This window comes from Variovorax sp. 05T418 (assembly GCF_056396385.1).
Map to the genome: position 1 here is coordinate 316,140 of NZ_JBFTLJ010000001.1, position 14,905 is coordinate 331,044.

Below are 14,905 nucleotides of genomic sequence, written 5' to 3' on the forward strand. Positions count from 1 at the left end.
TCGAAATCCCTGATGAGCCGCATCGACACACTCATGGCCCGGATGACGCTGGCCGAAAAGCTGGGTCAACTGACGATGACCGCCTCCAGCTACACGGTCACCGGACCGGTGCTCGCGGGGGACTCCACGCAGTCGATCATCGACGGCAGCGTCGGCAATCTGCTGAACATGGTCGGCGCCGGCCCCACGCACGAGATGCAGCGGCTGGCCATCGAGAAGTCGCGGCTTGGCATTCCGCTCTTGATCGGCCTGGACATCATCCACGGCCATCGCACGCTCTTTCCGATTCCGCTCGCGGAGGCCGGCAGCTTCGACGAAGACCTCTGGGAGCGCACCGCGCGCGAGGCCGCGCGCGAAGGCGCGGCCGAGGGCCTGGCAATGACCTTCGCGCCGATGCTCGACGTATCGCGCGATCCGCGCTGGGGCCGCACCGCGGAAGGCCCCGGCGAAGACCCCTGGCTGAACGCGCGCATCGCAGAGGCCAAGGTGCGCGGTTTCCAGGGCGCCGACCTGTCGTCGGCCGAATCGCTGGCCGCCTGCGCGAAGCATTTCGTCGCCTACGGCGCAGTCACCGCGGGCCGGGAGTACGCCGCGGTGGACATCTCCGAGCGCACCCTGCGCGAGGTGCATCTGCCGGGCTTCGAAGCAGCGGTGCGCGCCGGCGTCGCAACGCTGATGCCCGCGTTCACCGATCTCAACGGCGTGCCGATGACAGCGCACATCCCCTTGCTGCGCGACTGGCTGCGCGGCGAGATGGGCTGGGACGGCGTCATCGTCAGCGACTACAACGCGATCGCGGAGCTGATCAAGCACGGCGTCGCGGCCGATCTCGTCGATGCCGCGGTACTGGCGCTGAAGGCCGGCGTCGACATCGACATGATGGCCGACGCCTATCGCAAGGGCCTGCCGATCGCGCTCGAACAGGGCCGGGTGACGATCGACGAGATCGACGCAAGCGTGCGCCGCGTGCTGCGGCTCAAGGAGCAGCTCGGCCTGTTCGACGACCCCTACCGCCGCGGCGCAACGCCGGAACCCGCGGCAGCCGTTGCCGAACGGCACACGGTGGCGCGCGACGCCGCGTGCAAGGCCATCGTCCTGCTGAAGAACGAGCGGGACACGCTGCCCTTGCCTGTGGCACCGAAGGCACTGTGTGTCATCGGCCCGCTGGCCGATGCAAGCACCGAGATGAAAGGCCCGTGGTGGGGCGCCGGCGAACACGAGCCGGCCGTCAGCGTGCTGGCCGGCCTGCGCGCCGCGCTGCCGCAGACCGACATGCGCCATGCGCCCGGCGTCGCCATCGAGGGCGGCGACGACAGCGGCATCGAAGCCGCCACCCTGATGTGCGACGGCGCCGATGCGGTCGTGCTGTGCCTGGGCGAGCGCGCCACCATGAGCGGCGAGGCGGCGAGCCGTGCCACGCCCGCGCTTCCGGGCCGGCAACAGGCGCTGGCCGAAGCGGTGACGGCGCGCGCCCGCGCGCTCGGCATCCCGGTCGTCGCCATCTTGTTCTCGGGCCGCCCGCTCGTCGTGCCCTGGCTGGCTGAAAACGCCGATGCGCTGCTCGCTGCGTGGTTCCTCGGCGTCGAGGCCGGCCATGCGATTGCCGACGTGCTCACGGGCCGGGTGTCGCCCAGCGGCCGCACGCCGATGAGCTGGCCGCGCGTTCTTGGGCAGGTGCCGATCCATTTCGGCCAGCGTCCCACCGGCCGGCCGATGAATCCCGCCGACCACTTCACGAGCAAGTACCTGGACGTGGCCAACACGCCGCTGTATGACTTCGGCCATGGCCTGACCTATGGCCGGTTCGACTATGGCGAGCTCCAGGTCGAGCCGCGGCGCGTGCGCGAGGGCGACACGCTCAAGATCAACGTCAGCCTGCGCAACGTCGGCGCGCGCGAGGCCGAAGAGACGGTCTTCCTGTTCGTTCGCCACAAGCTGAGCCGCGTCACCCGTCCGCTGCTGGAGCTCAAGGGCTATGCAAAGCTGCGCTTGAAGCCGGGCGACGTTGGCTCGATGAATCTGGCGTTGCCGGCGGCCGCGTTGCGCTACCTCGGGCCGGACCTGCAGCCCGTGTTCGAGCCGGGCGAAGTCGAGGTCCTCGTCGGGCCGAGTGCCGAGCCATCAGGCTTGCTGCGACAGACCGTCGAGTTGTACTGAAACCCTGCGGATGTCGTCGCCGATGCCGGTCGCCAGTGACCGAAGCTCCTCGAACGCGCTTTGTTCTGCTATCCCCAGGCTCGGGTCATCAACTCGTCCATCGCATCAATGATCTGTTGCCCATGCTCCGCAAGAGAGTCGACCACGGCACCGAGTTGATCGGTTGCCACGGATACCACCTGCAATGGATTGAGGACGACTTCGACACCACCCACGCGGAAGATGGGATTCATCCGGGAGCCGGAAACCGATGAGCCAGGGGCGTGCTGGCGCAAGACCAAGGGAACAACCACTCTGCGGCGATAGGCATCGAATCGCGCAGACTGGATGACCACCACAAAGGGAATGCTTTCCTTTTGGCTCCCTTTGTTGCGATGAACGTCGAATTGCGCCACTGGTTCAGAGCGTCGAGTGCTCGTCCGCGAACGAACCGAACCTGGTGTCGAACTCATTCCAGGCCTGTGCGCTTGCCGTGGCCCAGTCGCGCGCAGATTTGCCTTGGCCGCTGCGTGCACGCGCCTCCTGAAACTCTTTCATCTCTTGAGGCGAGATCATGTAGGCCGCGGGGCGCCCGTGACGCGTGATGATGACTGGCTCGCGTTGCGCTGTGTCCAGGAGCTGCCCAAACTTGTTTTGTGCCTCGACAGAGGTGACGGTAATCATTGCCCGATCCTGCAAAGTAGCTAACATGGACAGTTTAGCGCGCCGCGTGCCGATGTCCAGTCCGAGCACCGAGTTCGCCGCGGGCTTCACGGTCGCGGTCGAGGCAACCAGTCTCCACGGCGAAATCGGCAGGCGCTGCGCCGGAGAACGGCCCTCTGGACAGCGCCCGCGCGCCTTGCCACACTGCCCGCATGGCACTCACGCACGCATCCTCTGGCCAGGTCGTGAACCTCGGCGCACTCGACGGGCAGGCGACCGAAACCTGCGCACTGCTGAAGGCCCGCGACATCGAGCTCATGTGGCTGGTGCTGCCGGCCGGCAAGCGGGTTCCGTCGCATGCGGTCTCGACCTCGATGACCTTGCAGTGCATGCGCGGCAAGGTCGAGGTGCAGCTGGACGGCGACGTGAAGCTGCTCGAGGCCGATCAGGTCATGTACCTGGCGGGCGGCGTGCCGCACGGCCTGCATGCGCTGGAAGATGCCAGGCTGCTGATGACCGTCGTGCTGCCGGCCAGCCGCACCGACTGAGTCAGCAGCCCGCCGCCGCCAGCTGCGCCACCGCGTTCAGGTCGGGCGCCACGCCGATGCCCGGCTGCTCGCCCAGGCTGCAGCGGCCTTCCGTCACGCGCGACAGCGCCGGCGCGAGCGCGGTGCGCAGCGGGTTGGGATTGGCGTCGATCTCGAGGATGCCGCCACCGCCGGCCGCGGCCAGCAGATGGGCCGAATGCAGCAGACCGATGCCGCCGCCGAGGTAGTGCGGACAGTAGCGCAGGCCCGCGGCCTGGCCGCGTGCGATGACGGGCCTGCAGCCCGAGATGCCGCCCCACTTGGCGCTGTCGGGCTGCAGCACCGAGAGCACGCCTTGCGCAATGGCGGCATCGAAGGCCGCCGGGCCCGCGATGTTCTCGCCGGCCGCGAGCGGAATGCCCGTGGCCTGCGACAGCTGCTGCCACTCGTGCCAGGGCCGGTCGGCGCGCAGCGGCTCTTCGAGCCACCCGAGGTTGAAGGCCTCCAGCTGCGGCGCCATGGCGCGGGCTTCGTCGAGGCTCCAGGCCTGGTTGGCGTCGGTCATGAGCGGCAGGCCGGGGCCCAGCACCTCGCGCATCGCGGCGAGGTTCGCCAGGTCGCGCTCGCGGCCGAAGCCGATCTTGAGCTTGAACGCGCGGTAGCCTTCGGCGAGCCGCGCCGCCGCCAGGTCCTGCGGCCGATCGGGATTGATGCCGCTGGCATAGACGCCCACGCCGTCGTGCGCGCCGCCCAGGTAGCGCCACAGCGGCTGGCCGGCGCGCCGTGCGCACAGGTCCCACAGCGCCAGGTCGATGCCCGCGATCACCTGCGCCATGGGGCCCGGCTCGCCCGACTGGATCGCGAGCACGGCGGTGCGCTGCGTCAGCCAGTCGAAGGCTTCGGCGGGGCCGTCGAAGGCGCGGCTCGCCAGCAGCGGCGCCATCACGGTGTCGACGAGCTTCGCGCGGTGCTCCGCGCCGCAGGAAGGAAAGTTGCACCAGACCTCGCCCCAGCCGGTGGCGCCGTCGCGGTCTTCCACGCGCACGAAGACGGCCGGCCGGTCATGCATGGTGCCGAAGGAGGTGCGCACGGGCGTGGCGATCGGGCAGCGGAACACGAAGGCCTCGATGCGCGCGACGTGGACAGGGGAGAGGGGCAGCGGCTTCATGGTTTCAGGTTCATTTCGACGCGGATGGCATCGCCGCGGTAGGTGACGTCGGCCAGGTAGATCACGGTGTCCTCCGCGTCCTTGAAGATGCGGCGCACCTCGGCCACGGGCGCGTTCATCGGCAGCTTCAGCAGCCCGGCCACTTCCATGTCGGCCGTGCCGATGGTCAGCACCTGGTGCGCCGCGGCGATCTTCACGCTCTTCATCGCGATCAGCAGCGGGATCACGGTCCTGGTGCGGAACTTCTCGGGCGCCTTGCGGAAGATGCGCTCGTCCAGGTAGATGTTGATGACGCAGTAGGCGCGGCCGTCGCGGAAGTGCACGCGGCGCATGAAGGCGTAGCGCGCGGCGGGCTGCCCTTCGCCCGGTGCGAGCGGCGGGGAGGTGGCCGCCTCGTCGATGTTCATGATCTTCGGCTGCGTGTCCTCGTAGACGCGCGCGAGCTCGTCCAGGCTGGTGACCACGCTGATGAAACGGTCGCGGTTGGGCATGCCGGTGACGAAGGTTCCGCGGCCCTGCTGCGGCGACACCAGGCCCTCGCGCGCGAGCAGGTCGATCGCCTGGCGCACCGTGACGCGCGCCACGCCGAATTCCGCCGTCAGTTCATCGAGCGAGGGCAGCCGGTGCTCGCGCGGCCAGATGCCGCGCGCGATGCGCTGGCGCAGCAGGTCCGCCAGCTGGTGGTAGCGCGGCATCGGACTGTCGAGAAACTTGGAAGACATGTTTTATCGATCAAACGTATGGTCTATAGTATGACAGATTGACAGAGACGAAAGCCCAAGGGCCCAAGTCCGCCCACGAGAGACAAACCGCCGATGAGAAGCTCCTCTTCCCCGCTGACGCGCGCGCTGCTGATCGTGGCGCCGTGGCTGTTGATCCTCGCGCTCTGGTACGCCATCCGCGCGAGCGGCCTGGTCAATCCCGCGCTGGTGCCGGCGCCGCACATGGTGCTGGCCAAGTTCGTCGAGCTGTCGCGCGGCAGGCTGTGGGAAGACATCTACATGTCGACGCAGCGCGTCTTCATCGGCGTCGCCCTGGGCGTGTCGCTGGCGGTGCCGGTGGGCTTCTGCCTCGGCTGGTACCGCGGCCTGCGCAGCTTCATGGACCCGGTCATCAACTTCTTTCGCGCGCTGCCGCCGATTGCGCTGATTCCGCTGGTGATCGTGTACTTCGGCATCGGCGAGGCGGCCAAGACCGCGATTCTTTTCTATGCCTCGTTCTTTGCGGGCGTGATCGTCATGTACGAGGGCATCGCGCAGATCAGCCCGATCTACATCAAGGTGGCGCGCACGCTGGGCGCCAGCGACGTGGAGATCTTCGGCAAGGTGATCGTGCCGCTCACCATTCCGCACATCCTCACGGCGGTGCGCGTGGCGCTCGGCGTGGCGTGGGCCACGCTGGTCGCGTCCGAGCTGATCGCGGCGCAGCAGGGCCTGGGTGCGCTGATCCAGAACGCCTCGTCATTCTTCCAGCTCGACATCATCTACGTGGGCATCATCTGCATCGGCGTGATCGCGCTCGTCATGGACCTGCTGCTGCGCCTTGCGACGCGCCGGCTGGTGGCCTGGCAGGACCGCATCGCCTGAAGGAGGGCCGCTCGACATGACGCCACAGCAACCGGTACGCATCAGCTTCGACCACGTGTCGGTCGATTTTCCGACCGAGCACGGTCCCATGCGCGTGCTCGACGACGTGTCGTTCGACATCCGCAACGGCGAGTTCGTCTCCATCATCGGCCCGTCGGGCTGCGGCAAGACGACGATGATGAACATCGTCGGCGGCTTCGTCCAACCCACCAGCGGGCAGGTGCTGCTCGACGGCAAGCCGGTGGCCGCGCCGGGGCCCGACCGCGGCGTGATCTTCCAGGAGTACGGCGTGTTCCCGTGGCTCACGGTGCGGCAGAACATCGAGTTCGGCCTGAAGCTCTCCGCAAGCCGGGTGCCGACGGCCGAGCGCGAGGAGATCGTGCAGCGCTACATGCAGCTGATGGGGCTGTCGGACTTTGCGGGGCATTTTCCCAAGCACCTGTCGGGCGGCATGCGCCAGCGGCTGGCGATTGCGCGGGCCTACGCGGTGCGGCCGGAGTTCCTGCTGATGGACGAGCCCTTCGGCGCGCTCGATGCGCAGACCCGCTCGGCCATGCAGGACCTGCTGCTGCAGGTGCTGCAGAGCGACGGCAAGACCGTGATGCTGATCACGCACTCGGTGGAAGAGGCGATCTACCTGTCGTCGCGCATCGTCGTGGTCACGGCGCGGCCGGCGCGCATCCGCACCGTGATCGACATTCCCTTCGGCTACCCGCGCGCGGAAAACCTGCACGAGGACCCGCGCTTCGCCGAGCTGCGCGCCCACATCCGCGAGCTCGTCATGCAGGAATACGCCGCACAGGCCAGGCAGGCCGTGCGCATGTCGGACTAGCTGCTTTCACCACCCCGCCACAGGAGACACACCATGGCCCTTCGACGCAGACAACTGATCCAGGCCGCCGCCGGCGCGGCCGCACTGGCCGGCGGCATGCCGGCCTTCGCCCAGGCGCGGACCAAGGTCAAGGTGGGCTACCTGCACACCCCGGCCGTGGACGGCCACATCTGGATCGGGCAGGAGAGCGGCGCCTTTGCGAAGCAGGGGCTCGAACTGGAGATGATCCAGTTCACCACCGGCCTGGAGCTGTTCCAGGCCATGATCGGCGGCAGCCTGGACATGCTGTCCACCGGCGCCGTGGTGTCCAACTTTCCGGCGCGCGGCCAGGGCAAGGTGTTCCTGATGAACAACATCGAGTATGCGACGGCCCAGCTGTGGGTGCGCGAGGACGCCGGCATCAAGACCGTGGCCGACCTCAAGGGCAAGCAGATCTCCACCACCACCGGCACCACGGCGCACGTGTTCCTGGACCGCGCGCTGCGCTCGGGCAACCTGGACCCGGCCAAGGACGTGAAGCTGGTCAACCAGCGCATGACCGAGGCCGTCACCTCCTTCATCTCCGGCGCGGTGCCGGCGGTGGCGCTGTGGGTGCCCTTCGATTCGGTGATCCGCCAGAAGCTGCCGGGCGCGCGCAAGCTGATCGACGCCTCGGCCTTCTTCCCCGAGGCCGCCATCATGGGCGGCTGGGCCGCGCGCAACGACTACTACGACAAGAACCGCGCCGTCATCGCCAAGCTGATTGCCGCATGGGCCGAGGTCAACGACGTGGTCACCGGCAAGCCCGACGCCGCGGCCGAGATGCTGCAGAAGACCCAGTACAAGGAGGTGCCGCTCGCGGACTTCAAGGCGCAGTTCAAGGCCTCCAAGTACTACACCAACGCCGAATGGCGCACGCGCTACCAGGACGGCACCGTCACCAAGTGGCTGCAGCAGGTGACGGACTTCTTCGTTGCCAACGCCAACATCCAGGGCGCACTGAAGGCCGAGCAGTACTTCGACGCCAAGCCCTTCCTGGAGACGGTCAAGGCATGACGGCGGGCACCGGCGGCTACGACTACATCATCGTCGGCGCCGGTTCGGCCGGTTGCGTGCTGGCCAACCGCCTGAGCGCTGATGCGCGCTGCCGCGTGCTGGTGCTCGAGGCGGGCGGGGAGGGCGGTGCCTTCTGGCTGCGCATGCCGATCGGCTACTTCCGCACCATCTACGACCCGCGCTATTCATGGCAGTTTGCCGTGGAGCCGCAGGAGGCCACGGGCAACCGCGCCATCGTGTGGCCGCGCGGCAAGGTGCTGGGCGGCTCCAGCGCGATCAACGGCCTGCTGTACATCCGCGGCCAACATGCCGACTTCGACGACTGGGCCGGCGTGGCGGGTGCCACGGGCTGGAGCTTTCGCGAGGTGCTGCCGTACTTCAAGAAGTCCGAGCGCTACCAGGGCGGCGAGAGCGAATACCACGGCGCCTCGGGCGAGCTGTGCGTCTCGGACCTGCGGAACGAACACCCCTACTGCGCCGCCTGGATCGAGGCGGGCGTGCAGGCCGGCCACGGCCGCAACCCGGACTTCAACGGCGCGCGCACCGAAGGCCTGGGCGCCTACCAGCTGACGCTGCGCGGCCACTGGCGCTGCGATGCGGCCACGGCCTTCCTGGCGCCGGTGCGCGCCCGGCCGAACCTCACGGTGCTGACCGGCGTGCACGTGATGCGGGTGCTGATCGAGCAGGGCCGCGCGGTCGGCGTGGAATGGCTGCAAGACGGCGAACTGCGCAACGCGCGCGCGGATGCCGAGGTGCTGCTGGCCGCGGGCGCACTGCAGTCGCCGCAGCTGCTGCAGCTGTCGGGCGTGGGCCCGGCCGGCCTGCTGCGCGGCCACGGCATCGCGGTGCAGGCCGATGCGCCGCAGGTCGGCGAGAACCTGCAGGACCACTACCAGGCGCGCGTGATCGTCAGGCTCAGGAAGCGCATGTCTCTGAACGATCAGGTGCGCAACCCGCTCGCGCTGGCCACGATGGGCGCGCAGTGGCTGTTCCGCCAGCGCGGCCCGCTCACGGTGGGTGCGGGGCAGGTCGGCGGCATGGTCTGCAGCCCGCATGCCGAGGGCGGCCGCCCCGACGTGCTGTTCAACGTGATGCCGCTGTCGGTGGACAAGCCGGGCGATCCGCTGCACCGCTTCTCGGGCTTCTCGGCCTCGGCCACCCAGTGCCGGCCGCTGTCGCGCGGCACGGTGCGGATCCGCTCGGCCGATCCGCTGGCGCCGCCGCGCATCGTCTCCAACTACCTGAGCGATCCGCACGATGCCAAGGTGCTGGTGGCGGGCCTGAAGATGCTGCGCGAGATCTACCGCCAACCGGCGTTCCGCGACCTGGTGACGGACGACGAATACCTGCCCGGGCGCGAAGCCGCCGACGACGCCGCGCTCGAGGCCTTCGCGCGCCACAAGGGCGGCACCGTGTTCCATCCCGCGGGCACCTGCCGCATGGGCGGCGACGCGCTCTCGGTGGTGGACCCGCAACTGCGCGTGCGCGGCATCGAGCGGCTGCGCGTGATCGACGCGGCCGTGATGCCGGCGATGGTGTCGACCAACACCAATGCCGCGTCGATCATGATTGCGGAGAAGGGAGCGGCGCTGGTGCGGGAGGGCAAGTGATCGGCGTGATCCGATCAAAAAATATACGCATTGAGTATTTTTTCCAAAGAATTTTGGCGCATGGCGTATATTTGAGGCATGAGCCAACAGCAAGACCTCCTGCGCGACGCGATGCGCCGCCTCAATCTCACGCGCGACGCATTTTCCGAACGGCTGGGCGTGCGCCGCCGTGCGCTCGACACCTGGCTGCTGCCGTCCGATTCGAGTGAGTCGCGGGCGATGCCGGAGATGGTCGGCAAGTTCGTTGCCGAGATTCTTCAGCGCGAGGCGCTCGACACCGGCGCCGGCCCGGTGGGCACGGGGCAGCGCCCGCTCGCGCAGCGCATCGCGGCCGAAGGCAAGCCGCAGCTGCTGTCGGTCGCGCAGTTCGACCGCGGCAGCCTCGAGGACCTGTTCCATGTGGCCGACGTGATGCAGCCGATCGCGCGCCGGCAGAAAGTCACGCGCATCCTCGAAGGCGCCGTGCTCGGCAGCCTGTTCTTCGAGGCCAGCACGCGCACGCGCGTGAGCTTCGGCGCCGCCTTCTGCCGGCTCGGCGGCACGGTGTGCGACACCACGGGCTTCACCTTCTCGTCGATGGCCAAGGGCGAGTCGATCTACGACACCAGCCGCGTGATGAGCGGCTATGTCGACGCGCTGGTGGTGCGCCATCCGGAGCAGGGCTCGGTGGCCGAGTTCGCGCGCGCCACCAACATCCCGGTCATCAACGCCGGCGACGGCCCCGGCGAACACCCGAGCCAGGCCATCCTCGACCTGTACACCATCCAGCGCGAGTTCTCGCGCATGGGCAAGCTGGTCGACGGCACGCACGTGGCGATGGTCGGCGACCTCAAGTACGGCCGCACGGTGCATTCGCTGATCCGGCTGCTGGCGCTCTACCGCGGTCTCAAGTTCACCCTGATTGCGCCGCCCTCGCTGGAGATGCCGGCCTACCTGGTCGAGCTGGTCGCGCGCAACGGCCACGTCGTCGAGCAGACCTCCTCGCTGGCACAGGGGCTGCGCGGAGCCGACGTGGTCTACGCCACGCGCGTGCAGAAGGAGCGGTTCGCGAACGGAGAAACGCTGGAGGGCTACACGCCCGAGTTCCAGGTGTGCAAGGCCCTGGTGGATGCAGCCTGCAAGCCCGACACCATCCTGATGCACCCCTTGCCGCGCGACGGGCGTCCGGGCGCGAACGACCTGAGCGTGGACCTCAACCACGATCCGCGGCTGGCGATCTTCCGGCAGACCGACAACGGCATCCCCGTGCGCATGGCGATCTTCGCGGTGCTGATGGGCGTGGAGCAGCAGGTCGCGCGTTCGATGCGCGATGCCAGCTGGCGCTCGCCCGCGCACATCGGTCCCGACGACGCCGACTTCGACGGGCTCGACTGAAACTACAAAGCACCTTTTCATGCGCCGGTGCATGGCGGCAGGGGTGCGCTCCTAGACTGGGTGTTCCGGCGCCCGGGGCGGGCGCCCCGAGGACCGTCGAATGAAGAACCACCTTTCCATGCAACCCCTGGCCGGCGTGCGCGTACTCGACCTGTCGCGCGTGATGGCCGGCCCGCTGTGCGGCATGGCGCTGGCCGACCTGGGCGCCGACGTGATCAAGGTCGAGCATCCCGAACGCGGCGACGACACGCGCGACTGGGGCGTGCGCATCGGCCGCCACAACACCTCCTACTTCAACAGCTGCAATCGCAACAAGCGCTCCATCTGCGTGGACCTGCAGGACGAGGACGGCCAGGCGCTCGTGCGCGAGCTCGCGGCGCAGTGCGACGTGGTGATCCAGAACTTCAAGTACGGCGGCGCACAGAAGATGGGCCTGGGCTACGAGGACCTGCGCAAGCTCAATCCCGGGATCATCTACTGCTCGATCTCGGGCTACTCGGTGCTGGGCCCCGAGAAGGCGCGGCCGGGGTACGACCTGGTGATCCAGGGCGAGACCGGCCTCATGGCCATGAACGGCGAGGAGGGCCAGGGGCCGCTCAAGTTCGGCATTGCCGCGGTCGACATGTTCACCGGCATGTATTCGGCCCAGGCGATCCTCGCGGTGCTGTACGAGCGCACGCGCACCGGAGAAGGCCGCCACATCCAGATGTCGCTCTACGACAGCGGCATGATGATCACGTCCTACTACGGCCTGACCGCCTGGCTCAACGAGGGCGATCCCGCGAAGTTCGGCAACTCGCATCCGTCCATCGTGCCCTACGGCGTGTTCGAGGCCGCGGACGGCCCGCTGGTGATCGCCGTCGGCAACAACAGCCAGTTCAGGAAGTTCTGCGACGAGGTGATCCTCTGCCCCGAGCTGCCGGCCGATCCGAAGTTCGCCACCAACACCGAGCGCGCGAAGCACCGCCACGAGCTGCTGCCGATCCTGCTCGGCCGCATCGCGCAGTTCCCGCGCGCCGACCTGCTCGCACGCATGGACAAGGCCGGCATTCCATGCGGCGAGGTGTTGGGCCTGTACGAGGCGCTGCAGTCAGAGCGGACGGCGCAGGCCGGCGTCTGGCACCGTTTCGAGGACGCGGAGGCCGGCGCGCAGGCCGTCCATGCGCCGCCCTACGTCATCGACGGCGCGCGCTCGGACGTGCGCCACCCGCCGCCGCACCTGGGGGAGCACACGGGCGAGGTGCTGCGCGAATTGCTGGAGATGGGGGAGGGCCGGCTCGACTCGCTGGTGCGCAGGAGCGTTATCCGATGAAGCCGGCGATGCTGCAGCATCAAGGCGCTCAATGTTCCAGGTCGTCCCCGAAGTCCTCATCCAGGATGGTTTCATAGTCCTGGTCGCCATAGAACACGCCGATGATGGACACCTGCTCGGCGTCTACCGAAAATGCGATCACCGCGCGTTTTCTGTAGTTGGTGATGCGCAGGCCGGGCCGCACATCATCGCGTCTGGTGCCACGGTGGGGAAAAGCGCGCAGGCCCTCGCAGTAGGTCACGATGGCCTCGGTGTACCGCGCAGCAATCTCGGGGGAAGCTGCGGTGGCGATGTAGCTGTACAAGGCCGCAGGCTGCTCCTCGGCCTCGGGAGAGAACACGACGCGATAGCTCACCGCGCCTTGGCGTGTTCAGCGGCCAGGCGTGCGCGCACCTGGTCGGCCGTGACGGCGCGGGACGGATCGGCTTTCAATGCATCGTAGGCGGGGCCGACCTGGCGGTGCAGCCAGGTTTCGACGGCGCGATCACGCGCCAGGAGCGCTCGCAAGCCGTCGCGGATGACTTCGCTTTCGGTGGCGTATTCACCAGCGCGCACCTTGGCTTTCACCACGTCGGCCATTTCGTTGGGCAGGGTGATGCTCAGTTGCTGCGTCGTGCGCATGGTGAACTCCCCGGTCAAAGCAGTAGGATTTAATCCTATCAAAAACAAGGGGAGTGATCAACTCTGGCCCGTAGGAGTGTCATTCGACAGGGGTCCGCAGGCGCAGCGGCGTCTGGTTGTTCAGCGGACCCAGTGGCAGACGCGGTGGTGATGGTGCGCATTCCACTTGCACACCTTGTGCGCCCGATGGTGGGGCGCGGCGGAAGCGATCGTCGGTGCGAAGGCGGCCAGGGTGGCGAACGCAACGACGCAGGAGAGGACAAGCTGCTTTATCTTCATAATGTTCTTTCAAAGCAAATGACGGAAGGACGCGTCGCGTGAACGACGCAGTTTGAATAACGCTTGACCCCGATCTCCAGACGACTTGTTGAAGAGGAGTGATCAGCTTCGCTCTGGCGCTCTGTGCGAGCGTCTTGGACGAGTGCCAGGCGTCGCCTTCGCCACGAACACATCGCGCAGTGCGTCATTCGCGCGCGTCTGCCAACCGGGCCCGGCCGCCTTCAATGCCTCCAGCCGGATGGCGGTCGACACCTTGGCGTCGGCCTTCACACTGCCAGCAGGCCGGCCACGCTTGCGCGCCTCGATCTGCGCGGGCGTGTGCACGGCCGCATGCTCGCCGCGCTTCATTTCTCCCATGGACTGGAGCAGGTCCTTCTCGAACTGCGCCATTTCCTTGTCAATCTTCGGCATCGATGGCCTCCTTCAATTTCAGCAGGATCGCGGCGGGGATGTTGTCGAACTTGGCCTTTACGTAGACCAGCAGCAGTACCAGATCGTCCTGCTCGTTGCGGTTGAAATAAATCACACGGGCGCCGCCGCGCTTGCCCATGCCGGGGCGCGACCAACGCACCTTGCGCAATCCGCCGGTGCCATAGAGATTAATCCGTGTGCAGGGGTTATTCTGTAACTACAAAAAAGGAAGGCCGACGTCGCGCCTGGACGGCATTATTCAGTGCGACTGCTTCGGCAAGTTCAGCCCGCGCAGCACGGGAAGCCAGCGGTCCGCCTCGGCCTTGATGAACTTGTCGAGCTCCTCCGGCGTGCCGCCGCGCGGCTCCATGCCGATGGCGCGGGCGCGCGCCACGAAGTCGGGGTCGGCGATCACCTGGTTGACGGCCTTGTTCAGGCGCTCGATTGCGGGCCGCGGCGTGCCGGCGGGCACCGAGAGCGAATACCAGAGCGTGGCTTCCATGTCGAAGCCCTGCTCCTTGAAGGTGGGTGCGTCGGGCACCTGCGGCAGGCGCTTCGAATCCATCACGCCCAGCACGCGCAGCTTGCCGGCCTTCACGTAGGGCAGCGATCCCGTGATGGAGGTGCCGTGGATGTCGATCTGGTTGCCCAGCAGGGCTTGCAGCGCGGGCGCATCGCCGTTGAAGGGAATGTGCAGCGTGCTGAAGCCTTGTTCCTTCTCGAAAGCGATGGGCGCGAGGTTGGTCAGGATGGCCGCGCCCGGCGAACCGCGGTTGATCTTGCCGGGGTTCTGCTTGGCATAGGCCACCATTTCCTTGATGTTCTTGTAGGGCAGGTCGGTGCGTCCGACGACGATGGCGGGCTGGTAGGCGATCTGCGTGACGGCCGCAAAGTCCTTCGCGGGGTCGTAGGGCAGCTTGTCGTAGAGCACGCTGTTGTTCGCGAGCGTGCCCAGCGAGGACACGAGCACCGTCTGCCCGTCGGGCTTGGCGCGCGCGACGTAGTCGGCGGCGAGGATGCCGCTTGCGCCGGGCTTGTTCTCGATGATGACGTTCAGGCCCTGCTTGTTGAGCTCCTGGGCCAGGATGCGGCAGTACTGGTCGGTGCCGCCGCCGGCGGCAAAGGGCACGACGATGCGGGTCACCTGCTGGGCGAGTGCGGGCGCGACGAGCACGCAGGCACCCAGCGCCAGCCCGATCACGAGTTTGCGGTAGCTCATTCTTGTCTCCTGTTCCGGCCCGGAATCGGGCTCTGGAGCCAGTCTAGGTGGCCGCCCTTGGCGCTGCGCTGCACGAAATGAAAAGCAGCTTTGCGGGAAGCGCCGGCAGCGCACAGCCCGGCCCTGCACACT

Annotated in this window: 18 protein-coding genes; 8 read left to right on the forward strand and 10 right to left on the reverse strand. The window is 67.7% G+C overall.

The genetic code is table 11. From position 1 onward, the window contains the following. The first annotated feature begins 12 nt into the window (after positions 1 to 12). On the forward strand, positions 13 to 2,157 hold the full coding sequence (locus tag AC1DMS_RS01570; RefSeq protein WP_015865578.1) for a glycoside hydrolase family 3 N-terminal domain-containing protein: 2,145 nt from the start codon (positions 13 to 15) through the stop codon (positions 2,155 to 2,157). Between the two features lie 68 nt (positions 2,158 to 2,225). On the opposite strand, the gene AC1DMS_RS01575 is transcribed toward AC1DMS_RS01570, so the two are convergent. Both AC1DMS_RS01575 and AC1DMS_RS01580 read right to left on the reverse strand, forming a co-directional pair. After that, the gene (locus AC1DMS_RS01575; RefSeq protein ID WP_015865577.1) at positions 2,226 to 2,552 is read right to left on the reverse strand and encodes a CcdB family protein; all 327 of its coding nucleotides are present in this window, start codon (positions 2,550 to 2,552) and stop codon (positions 2,226 to 2,228) included. 4 nt (positions 2,553 to 2,556) lie between these two features. Further along, positions 2,557 to 2,820 (reverse strand): type II toxin-antitoxin system Phd/YefM family antitoxin, encoded by a 264-nt coding sequence (locus AC1DMS_RS01580; protein WP_015865576.1) that lies wholly within the window; start codon positions 2,818 to 2,820, stop codon positions 2,557 to 2,559. A gap of 191 nt (positions 2,821 to 3,011) precedes the next feature. On the opposite strand from AC1DMS_RS01580, the gene AC1DMS_RS01585 reads away from it, so the two are divergent. Further along, entirely contained in the window at positions 3,012 to 3,347 is a 336-nt protein-coding gene (locus AC1DMS_RS01585) for a cupin domain-containing protein (protein ID WP_015865575.1), read from the forward strand. Between the two features lies 1 nt (position 3,348). Here AC1DMS_RS01585 and AC1DMS_RS01590 read toward each other — a convergent pair whose 3' ends face one another. Together AC1DMS_RS01590 and AC1DMS_RS01595 are read right to left on the reverse strand one after the other, a co-directional pair. After that, a complete protein-coding gene (locus tag AC1DMS_RS01590) occupies positions 3,349 to 4,494 on the reverse strand; it encodes a mandelate racemase/muconate lactonizing enzyme family protein (RefSeq protein WP_015865574.1) in 1,146 nt (381 codons plus the stop codon). Further along, positions 4,491 to 5,216, reverse strand: a complete 726-nt coding sequence (locus AC1DMS_RS01595; RefSeq protein ID WP_015865573.1) for a GntR family transcriptional regulator — start codon at positions 5,214 to 5,216, stop codon at positions 4,491 to 4,493. The genes AC1DMS_RS01590 and AC1DMS_RS01595 overlap by 4 nt, the downstream gene beginning before the upstream one ends. Before the next feature lie 93 nt (positions 5,217 to 5,309). Here AC1DMS_RS01595 and AC1DMS_RS01600 point away from each other — a divergent pair, with 93 nt between their 5' ends. The 6 genes from AC1DMS_RS01600 to AC1DMS_RS01625 all read left to right on the forward strand — a co-directional run bounded on the left by AC1DMS_RS01600 (position 5,310) and on the right by AC1DMS_RS01625 (position 12,243). After that, positions 5,310 to 6,080 carry an ABC transporter permease gene (locus AC1DMS_RS01600; RefSeq protein WP_015865572.1) on the forward strand — a complete coding sequence of 257 codons (771 nt, stop codon included), beginning with the start codon at positions 5,310 to 5,312 and terminating at the stop codon, positions 6,078 to 6,080. A 16-nt stretch (positions 6,081 to 6,096) separates the two neighbouring features. Further along, a complete protein-coding gene (locus tag AC1DMS_RS01605; RefSeq protein ID WP_015865571.1) occupies positions 6,097 to 6,912 on the forward strand; it encodes an ABC transporter ATP-binding protein in 816 nt (271 codons plus the stop codon). A 33-nt stretch (positions 6,913 to 6,945) separates the two neighbouring features. Further along, on the forward strand, positions 6,946 to 7,947 hold the full coding sequence (locus tag AC1DMS_RS01610) for an ABC transporter substrate-binding protein (protein ID WP_015865570.1): 1,002 nt from the start codon (positions 6,946 to 6,948) through the stop codon (positions 7,945 to 7,947). Beyond that, positions 7,944 to 9,557, forward strand: a complete 1,614-nt coding sequence (locus AC1DMS_RS01615; protein ID WP_015865569.1) for a GMC family oxidoreductase N-terminal domain-containing protein — start codon at positions 7,944 to 7,946, stop codon at positions 9,555 to 9,557. The genes AC1DMS_RS01610 and AC1DMS_RS01615 overlap by 4 nt, the downstream gene beginning before the upstream one ends. 78 nt (positions 9,558 to 9,635) lie before the next feature. Next, on the forward strand, positions 9,636 to 10,931 hold the full coding sequence (locus tag AC1DMS_RS01620; protein ID WP_015865568.1) for an aspartate carbamoyltransferase: 1,296 nt from the start codon (positions 9,636 to 9,638) through the stop codon (positions 10,929 to 10,931). 100 nt (positions 10,932 to 11,031) lie between these two features. Further along, positions 11,032 to 12,243, forward strand: coding sequence for a CoA transferase (locus tag AC1DMS_RS01625; protein WP_015865567.1), 1,212 nt, complete (start codon positions 11,032 to 11,034; stop codon positions 12,241 to 12,243). Positions 12,244 to 12,271: 28 nt separating this feature from the next. Here AC1DMS_RS01625 and AC1DMS_RS01630 read toward each other — a convergent pair whose 3' ends face one another. The 6 genes from AC1DMS_RS01630 to AC1DMS_RS01655 form a co-directional block, all read right to left on the reverse strand. Beyond that, entirely contained in the window at positions 12,272 to 12,598 is a 327-nt protein-coding gene (locus AC1DMS_RS01630) for a type II toxin-antitoxin system RelE/ParE family toxin (protein WP_041945773.1), read from the reverse strand. Next, a complete protein-coding gene (locus AC1DMS_RS01635) occupies positions 12,595 to 12,864 on the reverse strand; it encodes a ribbon-helix-helix domain-containing protein (protein WP_015865565.1) in 270 nt (89 codons plus the stop codon). The genes AC1DMS_RS01630 and AC1DMS_RS01635 overlap by 4 nt, the downstream gene beginning before the upstream one ends. Before the next feature lie 120 nt (positions 12,865 to 12,984). Continuing rightward, on the reverse strand, positions 12,985 to 13,143 hold the full coding sequence (locus AC1DMS_RS01640; RefSeq protein ID WP_478081080.1) for an HHHH-motif protein: 159 nt from the start codon (positions 13,141 to 13,143) through the stop codon (positions 12,985 to 12,987). 102 nt (positions 13,144 to 13,245) lie between these two features. Beyond that, positions 13,246 to 13,554 (reverse strand): BrnA antitoxin family protein, encoded by a 309-nt coding sequence (locus tag AC1DMS_RS01645; protein WP_015865564.1) that lies wholly within the window; start codon positions 13,552 to 13,554, stop codon positions 13,246 to 13,248. Continuing rightward, positions 13,541 to 13,723 carry a hypothetical protein gene (locus AC1DMS_RS01650; RefSeq protein WP_018907207.1) on the reverse strand — a complete coding sequence of 61 codons (183 nt, stop codon included), beginning with the start codon at positions 13,721 to 13,723 and terminating at the stop codon, positions 13,541 to 13,543. The genes AC1DMS_RS01645 and AC1DMS_RS01650 overlap by 14 nt, the downstream gene beginning before the upstream one ends. 90 nt (positions 13,724 to 13,813) lie before the next feature. Beyond that, on the reverse strand, positions 13,814 to 14,773 hold the full coding sequence (locus AC1DMS_RS01655; RefSeq protein ID WP_015865563.1) for a tripartite tricarboxylate transporter substrate binding protein: 960 nt from the start codon (positions 14,771 to 14,773) through the stop codon (positions 13,814 to 13,816). Positions 14,774 to 14,905: the final 132 nt, after the last annotated feature.

Excerpts from the sequence above, each read along its gene's own strand:
- AC1DMS_RS01605 (WP_015865571.1), top strand. The coding sequence starts at position 6,097 with ATGACGCCACAGCAACCGGTACGCATCAGCTTCGACCACGTGTCGGTC.
- AC1DMS_RS01595 (WP_015865573.1), bottom strand. The coding sequence starts at position 5,216 with ATGTCTTCCAAGTTTCTCGACAGTCCGATGCCGCGCTACCACCAGCTG.
- AC1DMS_RS01600 (WP_015865572.1), top strand. The coding sequence starts at position 5,310 with ATGAGAAGCTCCTCTTCCCCGCTGACGCGCGCGCTGCTGATCGTGGCG.
- AC1DMS_RS01620 (WP_015865568.1), top strand. The coding sequence starts at position 9,636 with ATGAGCCAACAGCAAGACCTCCTGCGCGACGCGATGCGCCGCCTCAAT.
- AC1DMS_RS01610 (WP_015865570.1), top strand. The coding sequence starts at position 6,946 with ATGGCCCTTCGACGCAGACAACTGATCCAGGCCGCCGCCGGCGCGGCC.
- AC1DMS_RS01635 (WP_015865565.1), bottom strand. The coding sequence starts at position 12,864 with ATGCGCACGACGCAGCAACTGAGCATCACCCTGCCCAACGAAATGGCC.
- AC1DMS_RS01615 (WP_015865569.1), top strand. The coding sequence starts at position 7,944 with ATGACGGCGGGCACCGGCGGCTACGACTACATCATCGTCGGCGCCGGT.
- AC1DMS_RS01655 (WP_015865563.1), bottom strand. The coding sequence starts at position 14,773 with ATGAGCTACCGCAAACTCGTGATCGGGCTGGCGCTGGGTGCCTGCGTG.
- AC1DMS_RS01640 (WP_478081080.1), bottom strand. The coding sequence starts at position 13,143 with ATGAAGATAAAGCAGCTTGTCCTCTCCTGCGTCGTTGCGTTCGCCACC.
- AC1DMS_RS01585 (WP_015865575.1), top strand. The coding sequence starts at position 3,012 with ATGGCACTCACGCACGCATCCTCTGGCCAGGTCGTGAACCTCGGCGCA.
- AC1DMS_RS01580 (WP_015865576.1), bottom strand. The coding sequence starts at position 2,820 with ATGATTACCGTCACCTCTGTCGAGGCACAAAACAAGTTTGGGCAGCTC.
- AC1DMS_RS01590 (WP_015865574.1), bottom strand. The coding sequence starts at position 4,494 with ATGAAGCCGCTGCCCCTCTCCCCTGTCCACGTCGCGCGCATCGAGGCC.
- AC1DMS_RS01645 (WP_015865564.1), bottom strand. The coding sequence starts at position 13,554 with ATGCCGAAGATTGACAAGGAAATGGCGCAGTTCGAGAAGGACCTGCTC.
- AC1DMS_RS01625 (WP_015865567.1), top strand. The coding sequence starts at position 11,032 with ATGAAGAACCACCTTTCCATGCAACCCCTGGCCGGCGTGCGCGTACTC.
- AC1DMS_RS01570 (WP_015865578.1), top strand. The coding sequence starts at position 13 with ATGAGCCGCATCGACACACTCATGGCCCGGATGACGCTGGCCGAAAAG.